General features: G+C 51.6%; 17 protein-coding genes and 2 tRNA genes. 7 read left to right on the top strand and 12 right to left on the bottom strand.

Annotated elements, in window-relative coordinates:
- Positions 1-22: 22 nt before the first annotated feature.
- The 4 genes from HZ996_10340 to HZ996_10325 are packed head-to-tail and all read right to left on the bottom strand — an operon-like array spanning position 23 to position 5,839.
- Positions 23-1,585 carry an FAD-binding protein gene (locus HZ996_10340; GenBank protein ID QTN39518.1) on the bottom strand — a complete coding sequence of 521 codons (1,563 nt, stop codon included), beginning with the start codon at positions 1,583-1,585 and terminating at the stop codon, positions 23-25.
- Positions 1,586-1,587: 2 nt separating this feature from the next.
- Positions 1,588-3,549, bottom strand: a complete 1,962-nt coding sequence (locus HZ996_10335) for a gliding motility-associated C-terminal domain-containing protein (GenBank protein ID QTN39517.1) — start codon at positions 3,547-3,549, stop codon at positions 1,588-1,590.
- Positions 3,550-3,588: 39 nt separating this feature from the next.
- Positions 3,589-4,605: a formimidoylglutamase gene (locus tag HZ996_10330; protein QTN39516.1), complete on the bottom strand. Its 1,017-nt coding sequence runs from the start codon at positions 4,603-4,605 to the stop codon at positions 3,589-3,591.
- Complete coding sequence (locus HZ996_10325; protein ID QTN39515.1) at positions 4,592-5,839, bottom strand: imidazolonepropionase; 1,248 nt, start codon at positions 5,837-5,839, stop codon at positions 4,592-4,594. Before HZ996_10325 ends, HZ996_10330 begins: the two co-directional genes overlap by 14 nt.
- A gap of 42 nt (positions 5,840-5,881) precedes the next feature.
- Here HZ996_10325 and aroC point away from each other — a divergent pair, with 42 nt between their 5' ends.
- Genes aroC through HZ996_10310 form a run of 3 tightly spaced genes read left to right on the top strand, consistent with a single transcriptional unit; the run spans position 5,882 to position 10,307 of the window.
- Positions 5,882-6,946 (top strand): chorismate synthase, encoded by a 1,065-nt coding sequence (aroC, locus tag HZ996_10320; GenBank protein ID QTN39514.1) that lies wholly within the window; start codon positions 5,882-5,884, stop codon positions 6,944-6,946.
- Complete coding sequence (locus HZ996_10315) at positions 6,943-8,343, top strand: dicarboxylate/amino acid:cation symporter (GenBank protein QTN39513.1); 1,401 nt, start codon at positions 6,943-6,945, stop codon at positions 8,341-8,343. The genes aroC and HZ996_10315 overlap by 4 nt, the downstream gene beginning before the upstream one ends.
- Positions 8,344-8,378: 35 nt before the next feature.
- Positions 8,379-10,307, top strand: coding sequence for a PD40 domain-containing protein (locus tag HZ996_10310; protein QTN39512.1), 1,929 nt, complete (start codon positions 8,379-8,381; stop codon positions 10,305-10,307).
- Positions 10,308-10,364: 57 nt separating this feature from the next.
- Here HZ996_10310 and rplS read toward each other — a convergent pair whose 3' ends face one another.
- The 7 genes from rplS to HZ996_10275 all read right to left on the bottom strand — a co-directional run bounded on the left by rplS (position 10,365) and on the right by HZ996_10275 (position 13,824).
- Positions 10,365-10,712 carry a 50S ribosomal protein L19 gene (gene rplS, locus HZ996_10305; protein ID QTN39511.1) on the bottom strand — a complete coding sequence of 116 codons (348 nt, stop codon included), beginning with the start codon at positions 10,710-10,712 and terminating at the stop codon, positions 10,365-10,367.
- Between the two features lie 64 nt (positions 10,713-10,776).
- Positions 10,777-11,466 carry a tRNA (guanosine(37)-N1)-methyltransferase TrmD gene (gene trmD, locus HZ996_10300; GenBank protein QTN39510.1) on the bottom strand — a complete coding sequence of 230 codons (690 nt, stop codon included), beginning with the start codon at positions 11,464-11,466 and terminating at the stop codon, positions 10,777-10,779.
- 48 nt (positions 11,467-11,514) lie between these two features.
- Positions 11,515-11,597: transfer RNA gene (locus HZ996_10295), tRNA-Leu, on the bottom strand.
- A 61-nt stretch (positions 11,598-11,658) separates the two neighbouring features.
- Positions 11,659-11,731: transfer RNA gene (locus tag HZ996_10290), tRNA-Lys, on the bottom strand.
- A 99-nt stretch (positions 11,732-11,830) separates the two neighbouring features.
- Complete coding sequence (locus tag HZ996_10285) at positions 11,831-12,508, bottom strand: SCO family protein (protein QTN39509.1); 678 nt, start codon at positions 12,506-12,508, stop codon at positions 11,831-11,833.
- Positions 12,480-13,019 (bottom strand): toxin-antitoxin system YwqK family antitoxin, encoded by a 540-nt coding sequence (locus tag HZ996_10280; protein QTN39508.1) that lies wholly within the window; start codon positions 13,017-13,019, stop codon positions 12,480-12,482. Before HZ996_10280 ends, HZ996_10285 begins: the two co-directional genes overlap by 29 nt.
- Positions 13,020-13,065: 46 nt before the next feature.
- Complete coding sequence (locus HZ996_10275; protein QTN39507.1) at positions 13,066-13,824, bottom strand: YHYH protein; 759 nt, start codon at positions 13,822-13,824, stop codon at positions 13,066-13,068.
- Between the two features lie 75 nt (positions 13,825-13,899).
- Here HZ996_10275 and HZ996_10270 point away from each other — a divergent pair, with 75 nt between their 5' ends.
- Positions 13,900-14,418 (top strand): shikimate kinase, encoded by a 519-nt coding sequence (locus tag HZ996_10270; protein ID QTN39506.1) that lies wholly within the window; start codon positions 13,900-13,902, stop codon positions 14,416-14,418.
- Positions 14,405-14,998, top strand: coding sequence for a nitroreductase (locus tag HZ996_10265; GenBank protein ID QTN39505.1), 594 nt, complete (start codon positions 14,405-14,407; stop codon positions 14,996-14,998). Before HZ996_10270 ends, HZ996_10265 begins: the two co-directional genes overlap by 14 nt.
- On the opposite strand, the gene HZ996_10260 is transcribed toward HZ996_10265, so the two are convergent.
- Positions 14,995-16,017 carry a pirin family protein gene (locus tag HZ996_10260; GenBank protein QTN40039.1) on the bottom strand — a complete coding sequence of 341 codons (1,023 nt, stop codon included), beginning with the start codon at positions 16,015-16,017 and terminating at the stop codon, positions 14,995-14,997. The two genes, HZ996_10265 and HZ996_10260, sit on opposite strands and share 4 nt — an antisense overlap.
- Before the next feature lie 217 nt (positions 16,018-16,234).
- Here HZ996_10260 and HZ996_10255 point away from each other — a divergent pair, with 217 nt between their 5' ends.
- On the top strand, positions 16,235-17,170 hold the full coding sequence (locus HZ996_10255; GenBank protein QTN39504.1) for a hypothetical protein: 936 nt from the start codon (positions 16,235-16,237) through the stop codon (positions 17,168-17,170).
- Positions 17,170-17,964, top strand: coding sequence for a hypothetical protein (locus HZ996_10250; protein QTN39503.1), 795 nt, complete (start codon positions 17,170-17,172; stop codon positions 17,962-17,964). The genes HZ996_10255 and HZ996_10250 overlap by 1 nt, the downstream gene beginning before the upstream one ends.
- Positions 17,965-17,966: the final 2 nt, after the last annotated feature.

The raw sequence follows: 17,966 nt of genomic DNA, 5'->3' as shown, positions 1-17,966 counted from the left end.
AGTAGATTTTACTCCAAGATAATCATTTCACTACCGCGGCGGCGATGGCTGTGGCCACTTTTTGACCGTCCATGGCGGCTGAGACAATTCCTCCAGCGTATCCACCTCCTTCACCGCAAGGATAAAGCCCTGAAATCTGAGGGTGTTCCAAGGTTTCACGATCACGCGGAATGCGGACTGGGGAACTGGTGCGGGACTCCGTTGCGTGTACGACTGCATCGGCGGTAAGGTATCCGCGCATCTTTTTTCCAAAGGCCGTGAATCCGCCCCTTAATCGGGCCGCGACATCGGGTGGCAATAATTCATTGATTTCTGTCGGTGTAACGCCCGGTTGGTAGGAGGAAGGCGCCACGGTCGTAGACCGCCTTTTGTTAACAAAGTCGGTGAGTCGCTGTGCTGGAACAGCTTGGGTTTGACCGGCCGCTTCCCAGCATTTTTGCTCTACAGAGGCCTGAAAAGCCAAGGCGGCGAGGGGACCCTCAGATTCGTAGGCGGCAAAATCCGACGCTTGAAGCTCTACGACAATACCGCTGTTGGCATAGGGATTGTTTCGTTTGGAAGGGGACCAACCGTTCGTGACTACTTCTCCCGGCGCGGTAGCGCAGGGCGCAATAATGCCTCCTGGGCACATGCAGAAGCTGTAAACACCTCTTTCGCGAACTTGATGAACCAGTCCGTAGGAAGATGGGGGAAGATAAGGTGAGCGGGTTTTGCAGTGGTATTGAATGGAGTCGATTTGTGCTTGTGGGTGCTCGACCCGTACGCCAAGAGCAAAGGGTTTTAATTCGACCAGAATGCCTTGATGGTGCAGTTGCTTGAATATATCGCGAGCGCTGTGGCCTGTAGCGAGAATGGATGCGATCCCGGTGTGTGATGTGCCCGATTGATCGCGAACACCGGTGCACGCACCGTTCTTGACCAGGAATTCTGTGACCCGGGTTTCGAAACGCACTTCGCCACCGCATGATTCGATGAACTCGCGAATGGCCGTGATTACTTGCGGAAGCTTATTGGTCCCAATATGAGGGTGGGCATCGACTAGGATGTCCTCAGGGGCTCCAAAGGCTACCAAGAGTTCTAAGACCTTGGAGATGTGCCCGCGTTTCTTGGAACGTGTGTACAGCTTACCATCGCTGTAGGTTCCAGCACCACCTTCTCCGAAACAGTAGTTGGAGTCGGGATCAACGATGTGTTCCTTATTCAGGGCAGCGAGATCGCGGCGACGGGCGCGAACGTTCTTTCCGCGCTCCAGGATGATTGGCCTTAAACCCAGTTCTATAAGTTCGAGGGCCGCGAAAAGTCCCGCAGGGCCAGCACCGATGATGATGACTTCTGGAGCGTATTGGACATCGCGAGCAACAGGCTCGTGGTATCGACGCGGAATTTCTTCGGAAGGCTCAAATACGTCCAGGCGCAGGTTGATCCAAACGGATCGACCACGAGCGTCGATGGATCTGCGATCGATGCGGTATGGGGGAAGAGGGGCATCGGGCCGTAGGCCCAAAGCTTCGGAAACTGCCTCATCCAGCAATTCAGGGGTGCCCGCCACTTCGGGGCGAACGCGCAGCTGCAGAGGCGAAGGCATGCCTATCGGATCATGAAGAGGTTTCCGGTCAGTCGGTCTTGCTTGACGCGGGTATCCCCTTGATTTCGGACGCTGTAGATGATCTCATAGAAATAGACATTGTCCATGAGGTACTCGCCGTTAAACGTTCCATCCCAACCATCTGCAATGCTGGTCGAAACGAAGAGTTCCTGTCCCCAACGGTTGAAGATGCGCATTTCGAACTCCAGAACCACACAACTGGTAAAGTCTGTTACGGGTCTGAAGATTTCGTTCTTGCCATCTACGTTTGGAGTAAAGGCATTGGGAACGTACATATTGCACGAGCACGGATCTACTTCCGTAGTCAAAGTATCCGACATCACGGTATCACACACGTTGAAGATGGTGACATAATAGTCACCCGGATCAGTTACGGTATACGTCGGTGTTGTTGTTCCATCTTGCCAGAGGTAGGTCGAATTCGGGAAGCTCACTTGAAGCTGGAAGCTCTGTCCGTCACAAATAGTGGTGTCGTTTCCAAGGGTGACTTCAAAGCCCGTAAACGGTGTAAAGGTTATGGCATCGGAGACACTGACACATTCATCCGTAACGGTTACGGAGTACGTTCCGACATCTGTTACTGTGTAGGTAGCCGTTGTGGAACCGTCTTGCCATACGTAGTTGTACTGAGGTCCAACCAAACCGGGATCCAAAACTATGTTGTCTGCTGCACAGAATGTAGTGTCGTTCCCTAAATCAAAAGTGAATGCTGGTGGAGTGGAAATCACAATGGTATCGTACTGCGTAGAGCAGCTGTCCATAACTTCCACAAAATAGGTTCCTGCAGTGGTCACCACGCGGATACTATCGTTCGAACCGTCGTCCCAATCGTAGATGTAGGGAGCACCACCAAGTCCTGGATCGAGTACGATTTGATCGCCATTACAGATGATGGTATCGTTCCCGAGATCAAGAATGAAGGACTGTGGTTGAGAAATGACAATGGTGTCGTATACGAACTCGCAGTCGTTGGTTGCGGCTACCCAGTACGTTCCTCCCGAATTCACAGTAAAGGTGGTTCCTCCGTTGTTCGGGTTCCCCATCCATTGGAACTGAACGTTGGGCTGATTGGTTGTTGCCGTAATGGTGTAGGATTGTCCCTGGCAAATCAAGGTGTCCGGTCCCACGTCCACCGTCAACGGCGGAGGCGTGGTCGCGATAAAGGTATCGACGTAGCTACCACACGGGTTGGTCATGCTCACCCAGTAGGTTCCCTGAGTAATGATGGTGTCTGTTGCGGCAGTAGAACCACTACTCCACAAGTAACTCACAGGCTGTGCGCTGGCCGGCTGAATAGCGTCCAAAATAGGAATGATGTCCCCAGGGCAGATGACAAAGTCCAATATGTCAACGAAGACTGAATCGATGTGCTGTAGGTTGAAGGTCAAGGTGCCCGAACCGCAAATATTGGTGACCACACAAGTGACCACCGTATCCGCCGCTGTAGCGGTATAAGTCGGGGCTACACTTCCTCCAGGCGTCCAAGAATAGGTGCTGAAAGGCTGAGTGGCGTCGAGAACTAAAGTTCCGTTGGTACAGATCGTCGGGGCTGAAACTGCAGTGGGTGGCGTTAGTGCGACGTCAATGGAGTTAGAGGTATTGCCCACAGCAACCCCAGCTACGTCAAATCCAGTCACCGAAACGTCGTAGGTACCCGCATTCAAAAACTGATAGCTGATGGGTGTTCCTGATCCGTTGCTGGCCGTTCCTGCCAAAGCATCATCGAAGTCCCAGAAAAGTGAATCAACCACTACGGAACCCGTGTAATCAAAGGTCAAAGCGTTGTCTCCACAGACCGGGCTTGCATTACCTCCGTTCCAAGTGAAGGTGAACTGTGCACCGCGAAAATCAAAGTTTTGTGCCTGCGGCACGATGAGTGACGCCGCGGAAAACAATAGGAAAAGGGAGGAGAGTAGGTTGCGTAAATTCTTTTCGGTGATCATATCCACTTTTTCGTGATTCGCAAAGATAATCTATTCGTCTTAATGCCGGCCAGCGCCGCTTTTAATGAAATCGCAGAGCAGAAGCGCTAAAGCGCGGCCCACTGTTCGGTCCGAACCAGGCACCAATGAAGGCGCCGCTTCGGCTATATGCAGGTACGGTACATGCGCCTTGAGATGACCCAGGGCCACGATCATTTGACGCACTTCATTCAAGCTCCATCCGCTCGGGGTATCCGCGCTGGATGGGAAATTGGTAACCCCGTCCATATCGATCTCCAATCCGACCTTTTCGCGACCAAAGCGCGTCCAGATCTCATCCCAATGATCGATGTAGGGCAAATGTCCAAAGGACAAATGCTCAAAAGACTTGTACCACGTATGACTAGGTTCTTTCATCAACGACAGCATTTCTGCTGAATTGTACCCCTCATGTAGACCAAATACGGCGTATCGGTCCAAGTATCCCTCTTCGCGGGCATACCGAAAGCCATTTCCACTGTGTCTTCCTTCCAAGCTGCGGTAATCCGCGTGCGGATCGATATTGACGCAGTGTACGGGCCGTCCGATGGCCTGTGAAACCCCACGCAAGCAGCCGTAGCTGTTGTTGTGTCCACCGCCAATGACCAAGGCCGTTTTTCCCAATGCGGCAATGCGTTCGATCAGTGGCCATAGGGCCTCGTCAATCTCAGCGGTCATTTCTCGCAATCGCGGGAGGGAAGCAGACTGGGCTTCGGCTTGCCAATCATCGGCCCGCAGGGCCCCAAGGACAAGCACCTGAGCACCATCCAGGTACTCGTTGCTCTGTACGTTTAGAAAATGGGGGAGACTTACCTCCCAAGCGCTCGCCGCACCGGGTCGTCCTCCGTTCGCACGGACACCCACGTCTTCCGGGAGGCCGATGAGCACATAACGTGCATCGCTGGCCTCTAAGGACTCCAAAAGTCCCTGATCGGCACAAGACACCCGTTGTCCCAGCTTGACTTCCCCTTCACGGGTATGGGTCAAACGGGCGCAGTCTTCAGATGTAAACGGTCTCCAGTGGTCAGTCCAGGTCATGGTAATTGCGTTCCCCGTTGATGTAGGTGGCTTCGATCCAATTCGTGCCGAAGGCATACGGCAGGAAACTATAACTACTCACGGTTTTCGTGACAATTAGGTTGGCTTGCTTGCCCGGACAGATGCTCCCGTGCGTCGCCTCAAGCCCCATGGCGTAAGCCCCGTTGAGGGTTGCGGCTTGGATGGCCTCTTCGGGCAACATCTTCATTTTGATGCAGGCCAAGGACAGGATGAAGGCCATACGGCCGGAGGGGCTAGACCCTGGATTGTAATCGCTGGCCAAGGCTACCGGAAGACCGGCACTGATCATTTTTCGGGCCGGGGGATATTCGATGCCTAGAAAGAATGCCGTTCCGGGAAGAAGGGTCCCCATGGTGTCGCTGCTCAGTAGGGCGTCGATCTCTGCATCACCCGTACATTCCAAATGGTCCACGGAGCGCGCCGCGTGCTTGACCCCAGCTTGAATTCCTCCACTAAAGTCCAATTCGTTGGCGTGAATTTTCGGGGCTAGTCCCACTTCAGCTCCGGCAGCAAGGATGCGCTCGGTTTGATTTGGAGTAAAGAATCCTCGATCGCAGAATACGTCAATGTAGTCAGCCAGTCCTTCTTCGGCGACCGCCGGAATCATTTCATTGATCACGAGGTCTACGTACCCTTCGTGGTTGTCTCGATACTCTGCAGGGAAAGCATGGGCTCCCAAAAAGGTCGTTTTTACGGCCATCGGGAAGTCTGCCTGAAGACGACGGGCCACGCGGAGCATCTTCAGTTCGCTTTCGGTACTCAACCCGTAACCGCTTTTGATTTCCACCGCGCCAGTTCCTAAGGTGATGAGTTCGCGCATGCGCCGAGCACTTTGTTCGTAAAGTTCGTCTTCAGAGGTGTCGCGCAAACGCGCAGCGGAATTGAGGATTCCACCACCACGCCGAGCAATCTCCTCGTAGCTCAGTCCATTGATTTTGTCCACGAACTCGCCCTCGCGACTGCCGGCATAGACCAGGTGAGTATGGCTGTCGCACCAAGCGGGCATCACAATCTTACCCGTGCAATCCACCGTTTCATCTGCGCCCTCCGGCGTGGTGTCCATACCGCCGAAGCTCACAATCTTATCGTCTTCAATCAGCAGCCAGGCGTCGTTCAAATGGGGTAGGGTAGCCATGTCTGGGCCCGCGACCCAGCGAGTTGGTTCTTCTTCCGTCAACAAGAGGGATTGGATGTTGGTGAAGAGGGTTTTCATGTATCAATAGGTTTGCAGCGAAGATAGTTATCTTTGCCCTCTATGGCTGGAAATTCCTACGGACATCACCTGCGTTTATCCACATTTGGCGAAAGCCATGGCGTAGCCATCGGCGGGGTGATCGACAACTTCCCTGCAGGCGTCGAATTGGATCTAGACGCCGTTCAATTGGCACTAGATCGACGCAGACCCGGGCAATCGGCACTGACCACTCAGCGCAAGGAAAGCGATACTGTAGAGTTTTTGTCCGGAATCTACGATGGACGTTCTACAGGGACTCCCATAGGATTCATCATTCGCAACGAAGATGCAAAGTCCAAGGACTACAGCCACCTCAAAGAAGTATATCGCCCATCCCATGCAGACTTTACCTACCAAGAGAAGTATGGGCATCGCGATCATCGCGGAGGAGGACGATCCTCGGCCCGAGAAACAGCATGCCGTGTGGTGGGAGGGGCATTGGCCGCTCAAATTCTCCCCGATGTAGAAATTGCCGCCTACGTGAGTGCGGCAGGCGAGATCTCCTTGGAAGCAGGGTATGAAAACCTCGACCTAAACCGTCGCTTCGACAACGATGTCCGTTGTCCAGATGAAGCTGTGGCGGATCAAATGGCTCAGCACATTAAGGCCGTTCGCAAGGAAGGGGATACCATTGGTGGCATTGTAACTGGGGTCATTCGCGGACTACCTGTGGGCCTTGGAGCTCCTGTCTTTGACAAGCTTCACGCGGACTTGGCCAAAGCCATGATGAGCATCAATGCGGTCAAGGGATTCGAATTCGGAAGCGGATTTGCTTCGGCCAAAATGCGTGGAAGTGCCCACAACGATCGTTTTAATCCCGACGGATCCACGGAAACCAACTTCTCCGGAGGAGTACAGGGAGGCATCAGCAATGGAATGGACATCTATTTCCGTGTGGCTTTTAAACCAGTGGCTACTTTGATGCGCGATCAATCGAGTATCAATAGCGAAGGAGAGGAGGTGACGGTTAAAGGCAAAGGACGGCACGATGCCTGCGTGGTTCCTCGTGCAGTCCCCATCGTTGAAGCTATGGCCGCGTTGACCGTGGCCGATCATTTTTTATTGAATAGAAGCAGCAGAATATGAGCAAGTTAGCCTTGCATTGGCAAATCATTATCGGTCTGGTGGCCGGTATCCTCTGGGCCATTTTGTCCAGTACCTTGGGGTGGAGTGAATTTACCCTCAACTGGATCGACCCCTTTGGCGTCATCTTCATCAACCTGCTCAAATTAATAGCCGTTCCCCTCGTGCTTTTCAGCATCATCAGCGGGATCAGCGGACTCAGCGATACTTCCTCTTTAGGGCGAATGGGCTTCAAAACCCTTGTTGCCTATTTGATCACAACCGTTTTTGCGATTTCCATTGGCCTCACCTTGGTCAATACCTTCAAGCCCGGTACACTGGTCGATGAAAGCCAGCGTCGCAGTAACCGCGTTCGCTATGAGCTCTGGGTCGCCGAAACGCCCGGGGTAGAAAAGCTGGACGACGTCAACCTTTTGGCTAACCTCGGAGAGGAAGAGAAAGAGGCCCTACGGGCCGAAGAGCTCGCCCTAGCCAATAACGCCACCGTCCAAAGTAAGATGGAAAGTGCCAAACAGACCAAGGATGCCGGACCTCTCCAGTTCGTTGTCGACATGGTGCCCAACAACATTTTCTTTTCCCTGAACGACAACGGACTCATGCTCCAAGTCATCTTTTTTGCCATTTTCTTTGGCGTCACCTTACTTTACGTGCCACCGCATCAGGCCAAACCCGTCATCGATTTCATCAATGGAACCAATGAAGTATTCCTGAAAATGGTGGACATCGTCATGAAGGGAGCACCCTTTTTCGTCTTCGCTCTGCTCGCCGGGACTTTGAGCGAAATGGCAGGTGACGACCTTGGTAGCGTCATTGAAATCTTCAAAGGCTTGGGCTGGTACAGCCTGACCGTTGTGCTGGGCTTGGCCCTTATGATCTTCGTGGTCTATCCCTTTATCATGGTGGTCATCGTTAAGCGCAAGAGCTACCGCGAATTCTTTAATGCCATAGGCGCTGCTCAAATGCTGGCCTTCTCCACAAGTTCGAGTGCGGCAACACTTCCTGTAACCATGGAGTGCGTACAGGATAACTTAGGGGTCAATGAGCGCATTACCAGCTTTGTATTGCCCATCGGTGCTACGGTCAATATGGACGGTACTTCCTTGTATCAAGCCGTTGCGGTCATTTTCTTGGCTCAGTTCCACATGGTGGACCTCTCAGTGGCCCAACAGCTCACCATTGTGCTCACGGCGACCTTGGCTTCCATCGGATCTGCCGCTGTACCGTCTGCCGGATTAGTCATGCTCATCATTGTGCTGGAGTCCGTAGGACTGAACCCAGCTTGGATTGCCATCATCTTCCCGGTCGACCGTATCCTCGATATGTGCCGAACGGTGGTGAATGTAACCGGTGACGCTACCGTCAGCACCATCATTGCTTCTACGGAAGGCGAGTTGTCCTAAGCAGAAGAATTTCCATTCTACAACGTTTATTTATCGTGTTGAAACGAATTTCCATCCTGTTGCTCTTGATTCCAGCCGCGCTTTGGGCGCAACCAGAGCTGGATTGTGACTACGAAGTCAGCAAAAAGGCAGAGAAGCTCTTCGAAGAAGGACTGGCCGAATTGATCGGAGGACATCCTATGGCGGCGCAAACACTATTCTTGGAAGCCCTTCAAAAGGAAGAGTTCTATCCGCAAGCGCGATTTTACTTGGGCGAGATCAGTTGGAGGCAAAAGAAATACAACATTTCCCGCCAACACCTTGAGCTGGCCATTGAAGACTGCCCGGATATCGCAGGAGAGGCCTACCATCACTTAGGACTCTTTGCCCTGCAGAATTACGACTACCCGCTGGCGGAGCGCTACTTTGAAAAGGCCCTCAAGCTCGACTTCGAGTACAAAGCGGATCGCGACGAAACCGTCGAGCTCCTTGGCAGCACCAAGACCTTGGCCCACTTGATGAATAATCCGGTTCCCTATAACCCGCAATCCGTACCTGGATTGAGTACCACCGGAGACGAGTACTTGGCCATCATCAGTCCGGATGGGAGTCAGGCCTACTATACCCGTCGCTATCAAAAGAAGGAAAAGACCATGCTCACGGCCACCTTTGTGGAGGAGTTTACGCGGGCTATCAATGATGGAGGCCGCTGGCAACCGGGAGAAACCCTGCCTTACCCGTTCAATCAAGGGGACAATGAGGGCGGACCTTCCGTGACGGCCAACAACAATGAATTGTACTTCACTGTATGTGCGCCGAACAGCCGAGGGCAAATCAATTGTGATATTTATTATTCCCTACGGGACGATGGCTTCTGGACCGAAATCAGACCTGTAGAGAACCTCAACCTACCCGATGCCTGGGATTCTCAACCGAGCGTTTCCGCCAACGGAGATGTGCTTTATTTCACCAGTAGCCGCGGGGGAGGACTAGGCGGACTTGACCTGTGGCGCTCTAATCGGCAAGAAGACGGAACATGGGGGTCACCCGTCAATGTAGGTTCTGATGTCAATACTCCTGGAGATGAAAAGTCCCCTTTCATCCATAGTGATAGCCGAACCCTCTACTTTGCTTCCGAAGGTCATTTGGGATTTGGTGGATTTGACATTTTCTACAGTCAGGAAATGACCGAGGGCTGGGGAAGACCCAAAAACATCGGCTACCCCATTAATACGGAAGGAGACGAAGTTGGTCTTTTCGTCAGTCTGGATGGCGGAACAGCCTATTTTGCCTCGAACGAGCTTAAAAGCATGGGCGGTTGGGACATCTACAGCTTTGACATGCCTCGGGAAGCTCGTCCGGACAAAGTCGTTCTACTCCGCGGAAACCTCAGTGATGAGTTCAGCGAACCCGTACGGGAGGCCCGAATTGAAATTAAGAACCTTGAGACGAAGGAAATCCAAACGTTCAAAACCGATGCCGATGGGCGCTATGCCGCTGTGGTTCGTAGACCAGCAGACGAAGATCTGATCATGACCGTGAAAAAGGAAGGTTATGCCTTCCAAAGCGAGCTACTCGCCTCCGACGAAAAGCTCGAAGAGATTGAGGAAGTCAACATGGACATCAAGCCGATTGAAGTGGGCGGGACCTACGAGATCAAGGACATCACCTTTGCCACCAGTAGCTTCGAATTAGGCCACCGCAGTCGACTCATAGTCGATGAGTTCGCCGAGTTCCTCAAGGAAAACCCAACGGTACACGTCAGTATTGAAGGACACACGGACAATGTGGGAAACAGCTCCGACAACATGGTCTTGTCCAAGAATAGGGCAGAGGCGGTCTATTTAGAGCTCATCGAGCAAGGCATCCCCGCTGTTCGCTTGGACTACAAAGGCTTTGGATCTACGCGGCCCGTTGCCGACAATAATTCGGAGAATGGCCGGGCTCAGAATCGTCGGACGGTATTCCGGATTCTGAATTTCTGAGCGCAAAAAAAAGCCACCCGTTTCCGGATGGCTTCTTCAAACCTTTTGGTCGGTCGCTTAACGACGACGCTCTTTGATACGAGCTTTCTTACCAGTCAATTCACGCAAGTAGAAGATTCGCGCACGACGCACAACTCCACGCTTGTTTACCTCGATTTTCTCAATCGCTGGTGAATTGATTGGGATAACACGCTCAACTCCCACGTTTCCGCTCATTTTGCGGATAGTGAATGTTTCGGTTGCTTTCTCACCACGACGCTGGATCACAGTACCACGGAAAAACTGTGTACGTGTTTTGTTACCCTCGCGGATGGTGTAATATACGGTAATGGTATCTCCTGCACCGAAATCAGGGATATCGTTTTTGGCTACTAATTCGTCGTTGACGTACTGCACTAAATCCATGTCTGTCACTCTTTTATGGTGTCCTGAAACAGGGCGCAATATTACGAAATATTTAGGAATTGAGCTATTCGCTATGCCCTTTTTTCCACAAATCCGGCCGGAGGTTTTGTGTGCGCTCTTCGGCTTGCTCTTGTCGCCAGCGATCCACTCCTTTATGGTCCCCGCTCAAGAGGATGTCCGGCACTTTACTTCCTTGATATTCAGGGGGTCTGGTGTAGACAGGCGGGGCTAGCATGTCGTCTTGAAAAGTGTCGCTCAACGCGCTGGTTTCATCGTTGAGCACTCCTGGAAGTAGGCGAATTATGCTGTCAGCCAAGACGGCAGCAGCCAATTCTCCGCCGGAAAGTACATAGTCGCCAATGGAAACTTCACGCGTCACAAAGAGATCGCGGACGCGTTGATCCACGCCTTTGTAATGACCGCAAAGGATAATGATGTTCTTTTTAAGGGAGATCTCATTGGCGATTCCTTGATTGAGCGTGGAGCCGTCTGGAGTCATGTAAATGATCTCGTCGTAGGAACGATCGGCCCGTAGGGCCTCAATACAAGCGGCAATGGGCTCGATCATCAGTACCATCCCAGCGCCTCCTCCGTACTGGTAGTCATCGACTTGTTGATGCTTGCCGTGCCCGAATTGACGGAGGTCGTGGAGGTGTACTTCGACCAGGCCTTTGTCTTGAGCGCGCTTGAGGATGCTCGCCGCAAAAGGGCTGTGCAAGAGCTCGGGCAATACAGTGATGATGTCGATGCGCATAGAGTACTAAGCTAAAAAAAAGCCCCGAGCGGCGCTCAGAGCTTCTTGTGCCCACGACTGGATTCGAACCAGCACGTCCTAGGGACACCACCCCCTCAAGATGGCGTGTCTACCAATTCCACCACGTGGGCTGGCAATTCAAAGGTAATTAAACCTTCAACAAAAAAGGGCTGCCTACGACAACCCTCTTTGTGACCCGGCTGGGGCTCGAACCCAGGACCCACGCCTTAAAAGGGCGTTGCTCTACCAGCTGAGCTACCGAGTCATTCCCGATTTGGGAGTGCAAATATAAAACGAATATTCTTTGTGACAAACGAGCGCTTTGAGTTTTTTGTTCGCAAGAATCAAACGACTGATTTTTGACTCAACCATTTGCCTTTAGTGTGCGGATGTCAGCGATCAACTGTTGCACAGAGCCTTTATTCAGGCCATTGTAAATTCCTCGGATATGTCTGTTCTGATCGATAAGGACAAAATTTTCCGTGTGAAGAAATTCGTTTGGACTGCGCTCGAGGCCTAAATCTTCTTCTACGAAGTACTGTTCGCGCCCCATGGTGTAAATCTCTTGACGGTCTCCGGTCAACAAGAGCCACTTGTTGGATTGTACGCCATGTTCAGACGCGTAGGCGGCGAGGACTTCAGTGCTGTCTTTATTCGGAGTGACCGAATGAGATAGGATAAGCACGTTGGGATCATCGAGGAAGGCCTCTTGAACCAGGGTCATGTTGGCCGTCATTTTTGGACATATCCCCGGACATGTCGTGAAGAAGAAATCGGTTACATAGATTTTTCCCTCGACAGTTTCTTCGTTCACCACAAGACCATTTTGATCCGTAAAGGAAAAAGGAGCAATCTTATGAAAGGTATCCAAGGCTGCGCTTGAAGGGCTCAACCAGTGTGGGGTGAAGGTAGCTTCATTGTAGAAGGGCAATTGATCCACACGACTTGTCTTTTCTCCAGAGGGCGCACATGCGCTCAGGATCCAAAGGAAGCCTAGGCCTAGTAAATAAGACTTATTCAGATGCAAATTGGACTTTCTCATCTTTGAGTTCGTAACATAGATTGGCCCGTTTCAGGCCAAAGATTCTTCCGTTTTTTGCTTCGTAGTTGTTGTAGATCTTTCCATTTTCTCTCCAAGACTGCTGAAGGCCTTCTTCAAGCCCTTCATTCAGTGTGCGTCGCTTTAAGAGCGCTCCGCTGGTGTACCATTGAAGCTGCGTGCCATGGGGGATACCGTCTTTATAGTGGCTTTGGGAACGCAAATTTCCATTGGCCCACCAGGACTTGACTTCTCCGTGAAGCTTTCCGTCAACATAGTGCGCCTCGTAACTCAAGGTGCCGTCAGGAAACCACTTCTTCCAGGTCCCGTGACGAACGCCGTGAACGTACTGCTCTTCTTCGGCCCGAATTCCATCGGGATAGCGTTCATAGGCAGTACCCGTGAAAATCTGATCCCCGAAGAAGACCAGGCCTTGTTCGGGTATCAGAGAGATGGAATGTTTGGGTAGTCGAATGTCGCTTGCTTGCTTTTTGGAGCTGGATGGATCTTCCATCGGGCCGCAGGCCCAAAGCGAAAGACAAATTAGGACTACTATGAGTTTACTGAATGGCATTAGGGCTTCCTTGGTAATCCTCTGGGAAGAGAATGTAGTACTGATTGAGGTACAGCTCATTCATGATGTGGTAGTGGTATTCCGCATCATCCGTATGCTGCGTGGTCGCCATATGACCTCCAGAAACATCCAGATCGGTAGGGTAATCTCCGGTAGAAGCACATTTTCTTCCGTAGAGGAAAAAACCGTCTGAAATGATTCCAATGAGCGCGTCATCATCATCCGACCAAGCCTTAGGCTCCAGGTGGTAGTGATAGCTTTGAGGTCCCGTGTGCGCTCCGGTATAATCCAAAGATGGTGCGGCATTGTCCAAAGGAACATTAGGTCCTTCTTGGTCGTTGTAGATCACGCTACCGCTGACGGCAAAGCCAATGGCACCCAGTCCCGTTGCCGAAGAACTATTGGCCAATGCTGGGGTGATGGGAACCCGCAAGGTGTAGGAGCCGTTGAATTGATCAATGTCTCCTGGGGCCATCTGAGCGTAGGAGGTCACCGTAGGTTCAATGTCTAAAGGGTGACCGGCCGACCAGTATGGAGAAGTGTGGTTGGGTAATCCGGTGGTTTCCAGTACCACTTCATCGTCGTTGATGTAGATGTTGAAGTTCTCGCTGTCAAATTCAGCGAAGGCGGCATGGAGTTCCATGTTGTCGCCGGTATTGTCTGTGTTGTCGTCATCTTTATCACAAGCTATAAAAGCGAGTAGGGCAAAGGAGGAGACAAGGAGTTTAAAAGATTTCGTTTTCATGACTACAGGTTTTTTATTCAGATACACCTCGCGTTCAATGGTTTAATGGGCATGGAAAAAAACTAACTTTAAAGAATGGAAGAGCGCAAACCAATTGCTTTGATTGGCCCTATGGGCTGCGGAAAGAGCACCATCGGTCACTTGATGGCGGAACGCCTCGGCTGGCCTTGGGTGGATTTGGACTTGTGGATTGAAAAGCACGAAGGCATGAGTATTCGCGAGATCTTTGCCGAAAAAGGTGAGGCCTACTTCCGACACCTGGAAGAAGAACACATTCGGCTGTGGACCGAGCAAAGCCCACTGATTCTGTCTCTCGGAGGTGGAGCACCTTGCGCACCAGAACGGTGGGCCATACTCAAAGAGCATTTCTTCACGATTTATTTAAAGGCGGAACCCGAAGTATTGATCGATCGATTGATGCAGCAAAGGGCTTCCAGACCCTTGATTGCCAAAGGGGATGACTGGGAATCTCGCTTTCGTGATCTTTTGCGCGAAAGAGAGCGTTACTACACCCAAGCGGACTGGACCCTGGAAACGGGTTCGGCCACGCGTGAAGAAACCGCAGAACACATATTAGAACATGTCTTACAATGAACAGCTCGGATTACAGGCGCTTGAATTGATCGCCCACCGACGCACCATTAAGCCGGAACAGTTTGACGGCACCACCATCCCTGAAGAAATTATTGATCAAATCCTCGAAGCGGCCAACTGGGCACCGACACATGGCTATACCGAGCCTTGGCGATTCTTCGTCTTCAAGGGCGAAGGTTTGCGTGAGTTTGGCGATCGTATCCTCGAAGCGATGGCTGAAAAAAGCGGGGCGGAAGTTCCCGAGCCATCGGCCCAAAAGCTCCGTGAGCGGCTTGCTCGAACCAGCCATCTTATTGCCATTGCGATGCAGCGCGGAGACAACCCCAAGATTCCGGCAGAGGAGGAAGTGATGGCCACCGCCTGCGCCGTGCAGAACTTGTGGCTTGCCGCCAACGCCTTTGGAGTGGCAGGGTACTGGAATTCGGGTGGCTTGAAGCTGGAAGATCAGATGAAAGAGGATTTTGGCCTACGGCCCGATGACCGTCTTCTCGGGTTCTTCTACCTCGGAAACACAAAAGAGCCCTGGCCCACGGGAAGGCGCCAGAGCTCTATTGCATCTAAATCAACACGGGTCTATTAACCCGGATATTCTTCTCTTCCGTCCGCATGTCTGGCGAATCGTCCCAAGTTGCGATCGTGAACCGGGTCAATTCGATTCCATGGCCATCCGCCAAAACGGGTGCGTTGGAAGTCATTGTAGGCCTGCTGTACTTCTTGACGGGTATTCATTACGAAGGGTCCGTGTTGCACCACAGGCTCGCTGATTGGCCGTCCTTGCAAGACTAAGATTCGTGTCTCTTTTCCTTCGCCTGCTTTAAGCGATAGTGCCATGTCTCCTTGAACGTCTACGGCATGATAGTGCGGAACAGTGGTGTCGTGCACCAATAGTTCATCTCCTTTGTAGAAGTATAAGGTGCGGTTCACGCCTGATCCTGCCGCAGGCAGCAAATACTCCGCTCCGGGCTCCATGCGAATATTCCAGATGCCCACTTCATGCTCCGGCTGTGCAGCCCAGCTATTCGGGGGTGGGGAAGGAGCTGTATTGGGACCTATGGCTCCTGCCAATACTTCGATTCGCGTTTTCTTGCCTGCACTGTCCACGTGGTCAATGTCTGGGATTTGCTCCGCCCACAACATCTTAAAGTGCGGATCCACCATCTTGTCCTTGCGTGGCAAGTTCAGCCAGATTTGGAAGAGCTCCATGGTGTTTTTCTTGTCCGGATGAATCAATGGAAACATCTCGGCGTGCTGGAGTCCACTGCCGGCGGTCATCCACTGAACGTCGCCATTTCCATAGCGTCCAGCGGCTCCTTGGGAATCGCTGTGATCTACATAGCCCTCACGGACCACAGTAACCGTTTCAAATCCTCGATGGGGATGTCCCGGGAATCCAGGAACACTAGTGCCGTGGTACATGCGGAAACCGTCTTTCACCAAGAAATCCGATCCAATATTTCGTCCCTGCAACAGGCTTTTCTCCGGGCCCATTTCAGAATTACCTTCAGGAAAAAAGTCCTCGTGATGCACGCAAAACAAGAACGGATCTTGTGTCTGCCATTGGAATCCCAAGGCGCGTACACTCTTTACAACTGGTGGCATATCTTCTTCTTTTTTAGCGTTCATGGCAAAGCCTCCCTGGCTGGCCACGACACCTCCTGCCGTTAAGGCAGCGAGTTTTTGCAGAAAGCTTCTGCGGCTTTTTTCGTCGCTCATAACCAAAATAGATGTATCTACATCAAAATTACAAAAAATACGGCAAATGACGTATGGTCGGAGTAGGGCATTGACAACACCTTTGTAATCAAATACATAAGTTATGAAGCGTACAATTGTTCTTTTACTCGCCCTTTTCGTCGCTTCAACGTCGCTCAGGGCGCAACAACTCAACTACAACGTCGAATACGACAATCCGGACATCGACCCGTTCTGGATCCTCAACCTACAATTCCTCGACTTGGAAGTCATGTCCGATAACTTAAGTGGACTGACCTTTAACGTTGGTCTTTGGGGTGTTGTGGAACCGGTAAATCGCATTGGTATCGACTACAAACTGCGTCGAAGCATTCTGTCTTTTGCATCCTTCAATTACGATGGAAACCCCACACTCAACGATATTCAAGTGGGGGGCTACTTGACTTTGAGTTCCAAGGTGAAGACCAAGAACACCAAGATTGTACTGGATATAGATGAACAAGACAGCTATGATGGGAATACGCGAACGACGACTTCAACCTACATCGTCATTCCCGCTCAGCGCCGCACGGAATTCATGGTTCGCGGAGGGTACTATCATTTTAGCTCTGCTATGGACGCCGAAGGATTATTGGCTTACGGTGGAGACGAAAACACCATTGCTGCTTTTAGTGAGGATGTGGGTCGCGCCAACTACAATGGACTGTACGCGGGGATTAACCTGCGCAACATCACCAACGTCTTTACCCGTGTGGATGGATGGGGCTACCAGTTTAATTCGATTGCCAGTAATTTTTATGCGGATGTACTCCTGATCGACGCTACATTTACGGATCCTCAAGTTGACGGAGAGCCCGATGTAACCGACCAAGTAAAGGACACCCGCGATGCCTTGCCGGTGGGCTTTCGAATCGGCTTGAGCGGATACCAAATCGAAAAGAAGGACCGCACAGACAAGAAGTTCGGCCTTTCCTACAACTTTGAATTCGGATACCGTCCTTATATGGGCTATTTCGTCGGCGGTGGTATTGGTATGACCTTGGTCAAGATGACGAAGTAATGAAACGAGTAGCCTTCTTACTCCTAATGTACATAGCGCCCGTAATGGCCCAAGGTCAGCTCGCTGATTTCAAATACCTAGGCGAGTCGTATTTTGATCGCGAACTGTACCTGGGCCTTTCGGTACGATCTTCCACCACAAAAAATCCTACAGCGCCACGGCCAGAAAACCACGAGAGCTCCTTTTGGACGGGTGACTTCTATCTCTATCGTACGGAGAGTCCCCAAGCGGGTAAAGTGAAGATCATGTTTCGCAATAAAGTGCTTGGAGAGATTTTCTCCTTTCTCTCGGATGAGGAAGGCGGAGTCAATATTTACCGAGAAGAGGAGAGCGTCTTCACGAATTTCCTGATGGGCTCGTTTGCTCCGTCTTGGTACGTGTTTGCCACAGATAGGCTCGCTCTAAGTGCCGGTTTTAACCTGACTGATTTTGCTGTAGGGAGCACCTATATCGTGGAAAATGAAAATGGAGTACCGGAAGAAGTCACGCCGACACCACACGGCTGGTACATCGGCGCGGGACCCACATTAACCTGTGATCTTCTGCTGACGTCTTGGCTACTGCTCGAAACGCAAGTCGACTACACCTTCAATTTTGCCAATCCCGTTCCGCTCACCTATGGAGTAGAAAACCCCGATCACGAGAAACCGCATTGCGCCTTGCTCTCGGCACGACTCATGTCTTCACTTGGACTCTTCATAGGAGTGGATTACAGCATGCTCTTCGATCGAAGTCCCGAGGCCTACAACATCTACAAAACCGACCTGCAATTCGGTTGGGCCATCATGCTTTAGCC

Source organism: Cryomorphaceae bacterium, assembly GCA_017798125.1.
GTDB lineage: Bacteria > Bacteroidota > Bacteroidia > Flavobacteriales > ECT2AJA-044 > ECT2AJA-044.
Note: the sequence above shows the minus strand (reverse complement) of the source record. Positions and strands in the feature narration are given on the sequence as shown.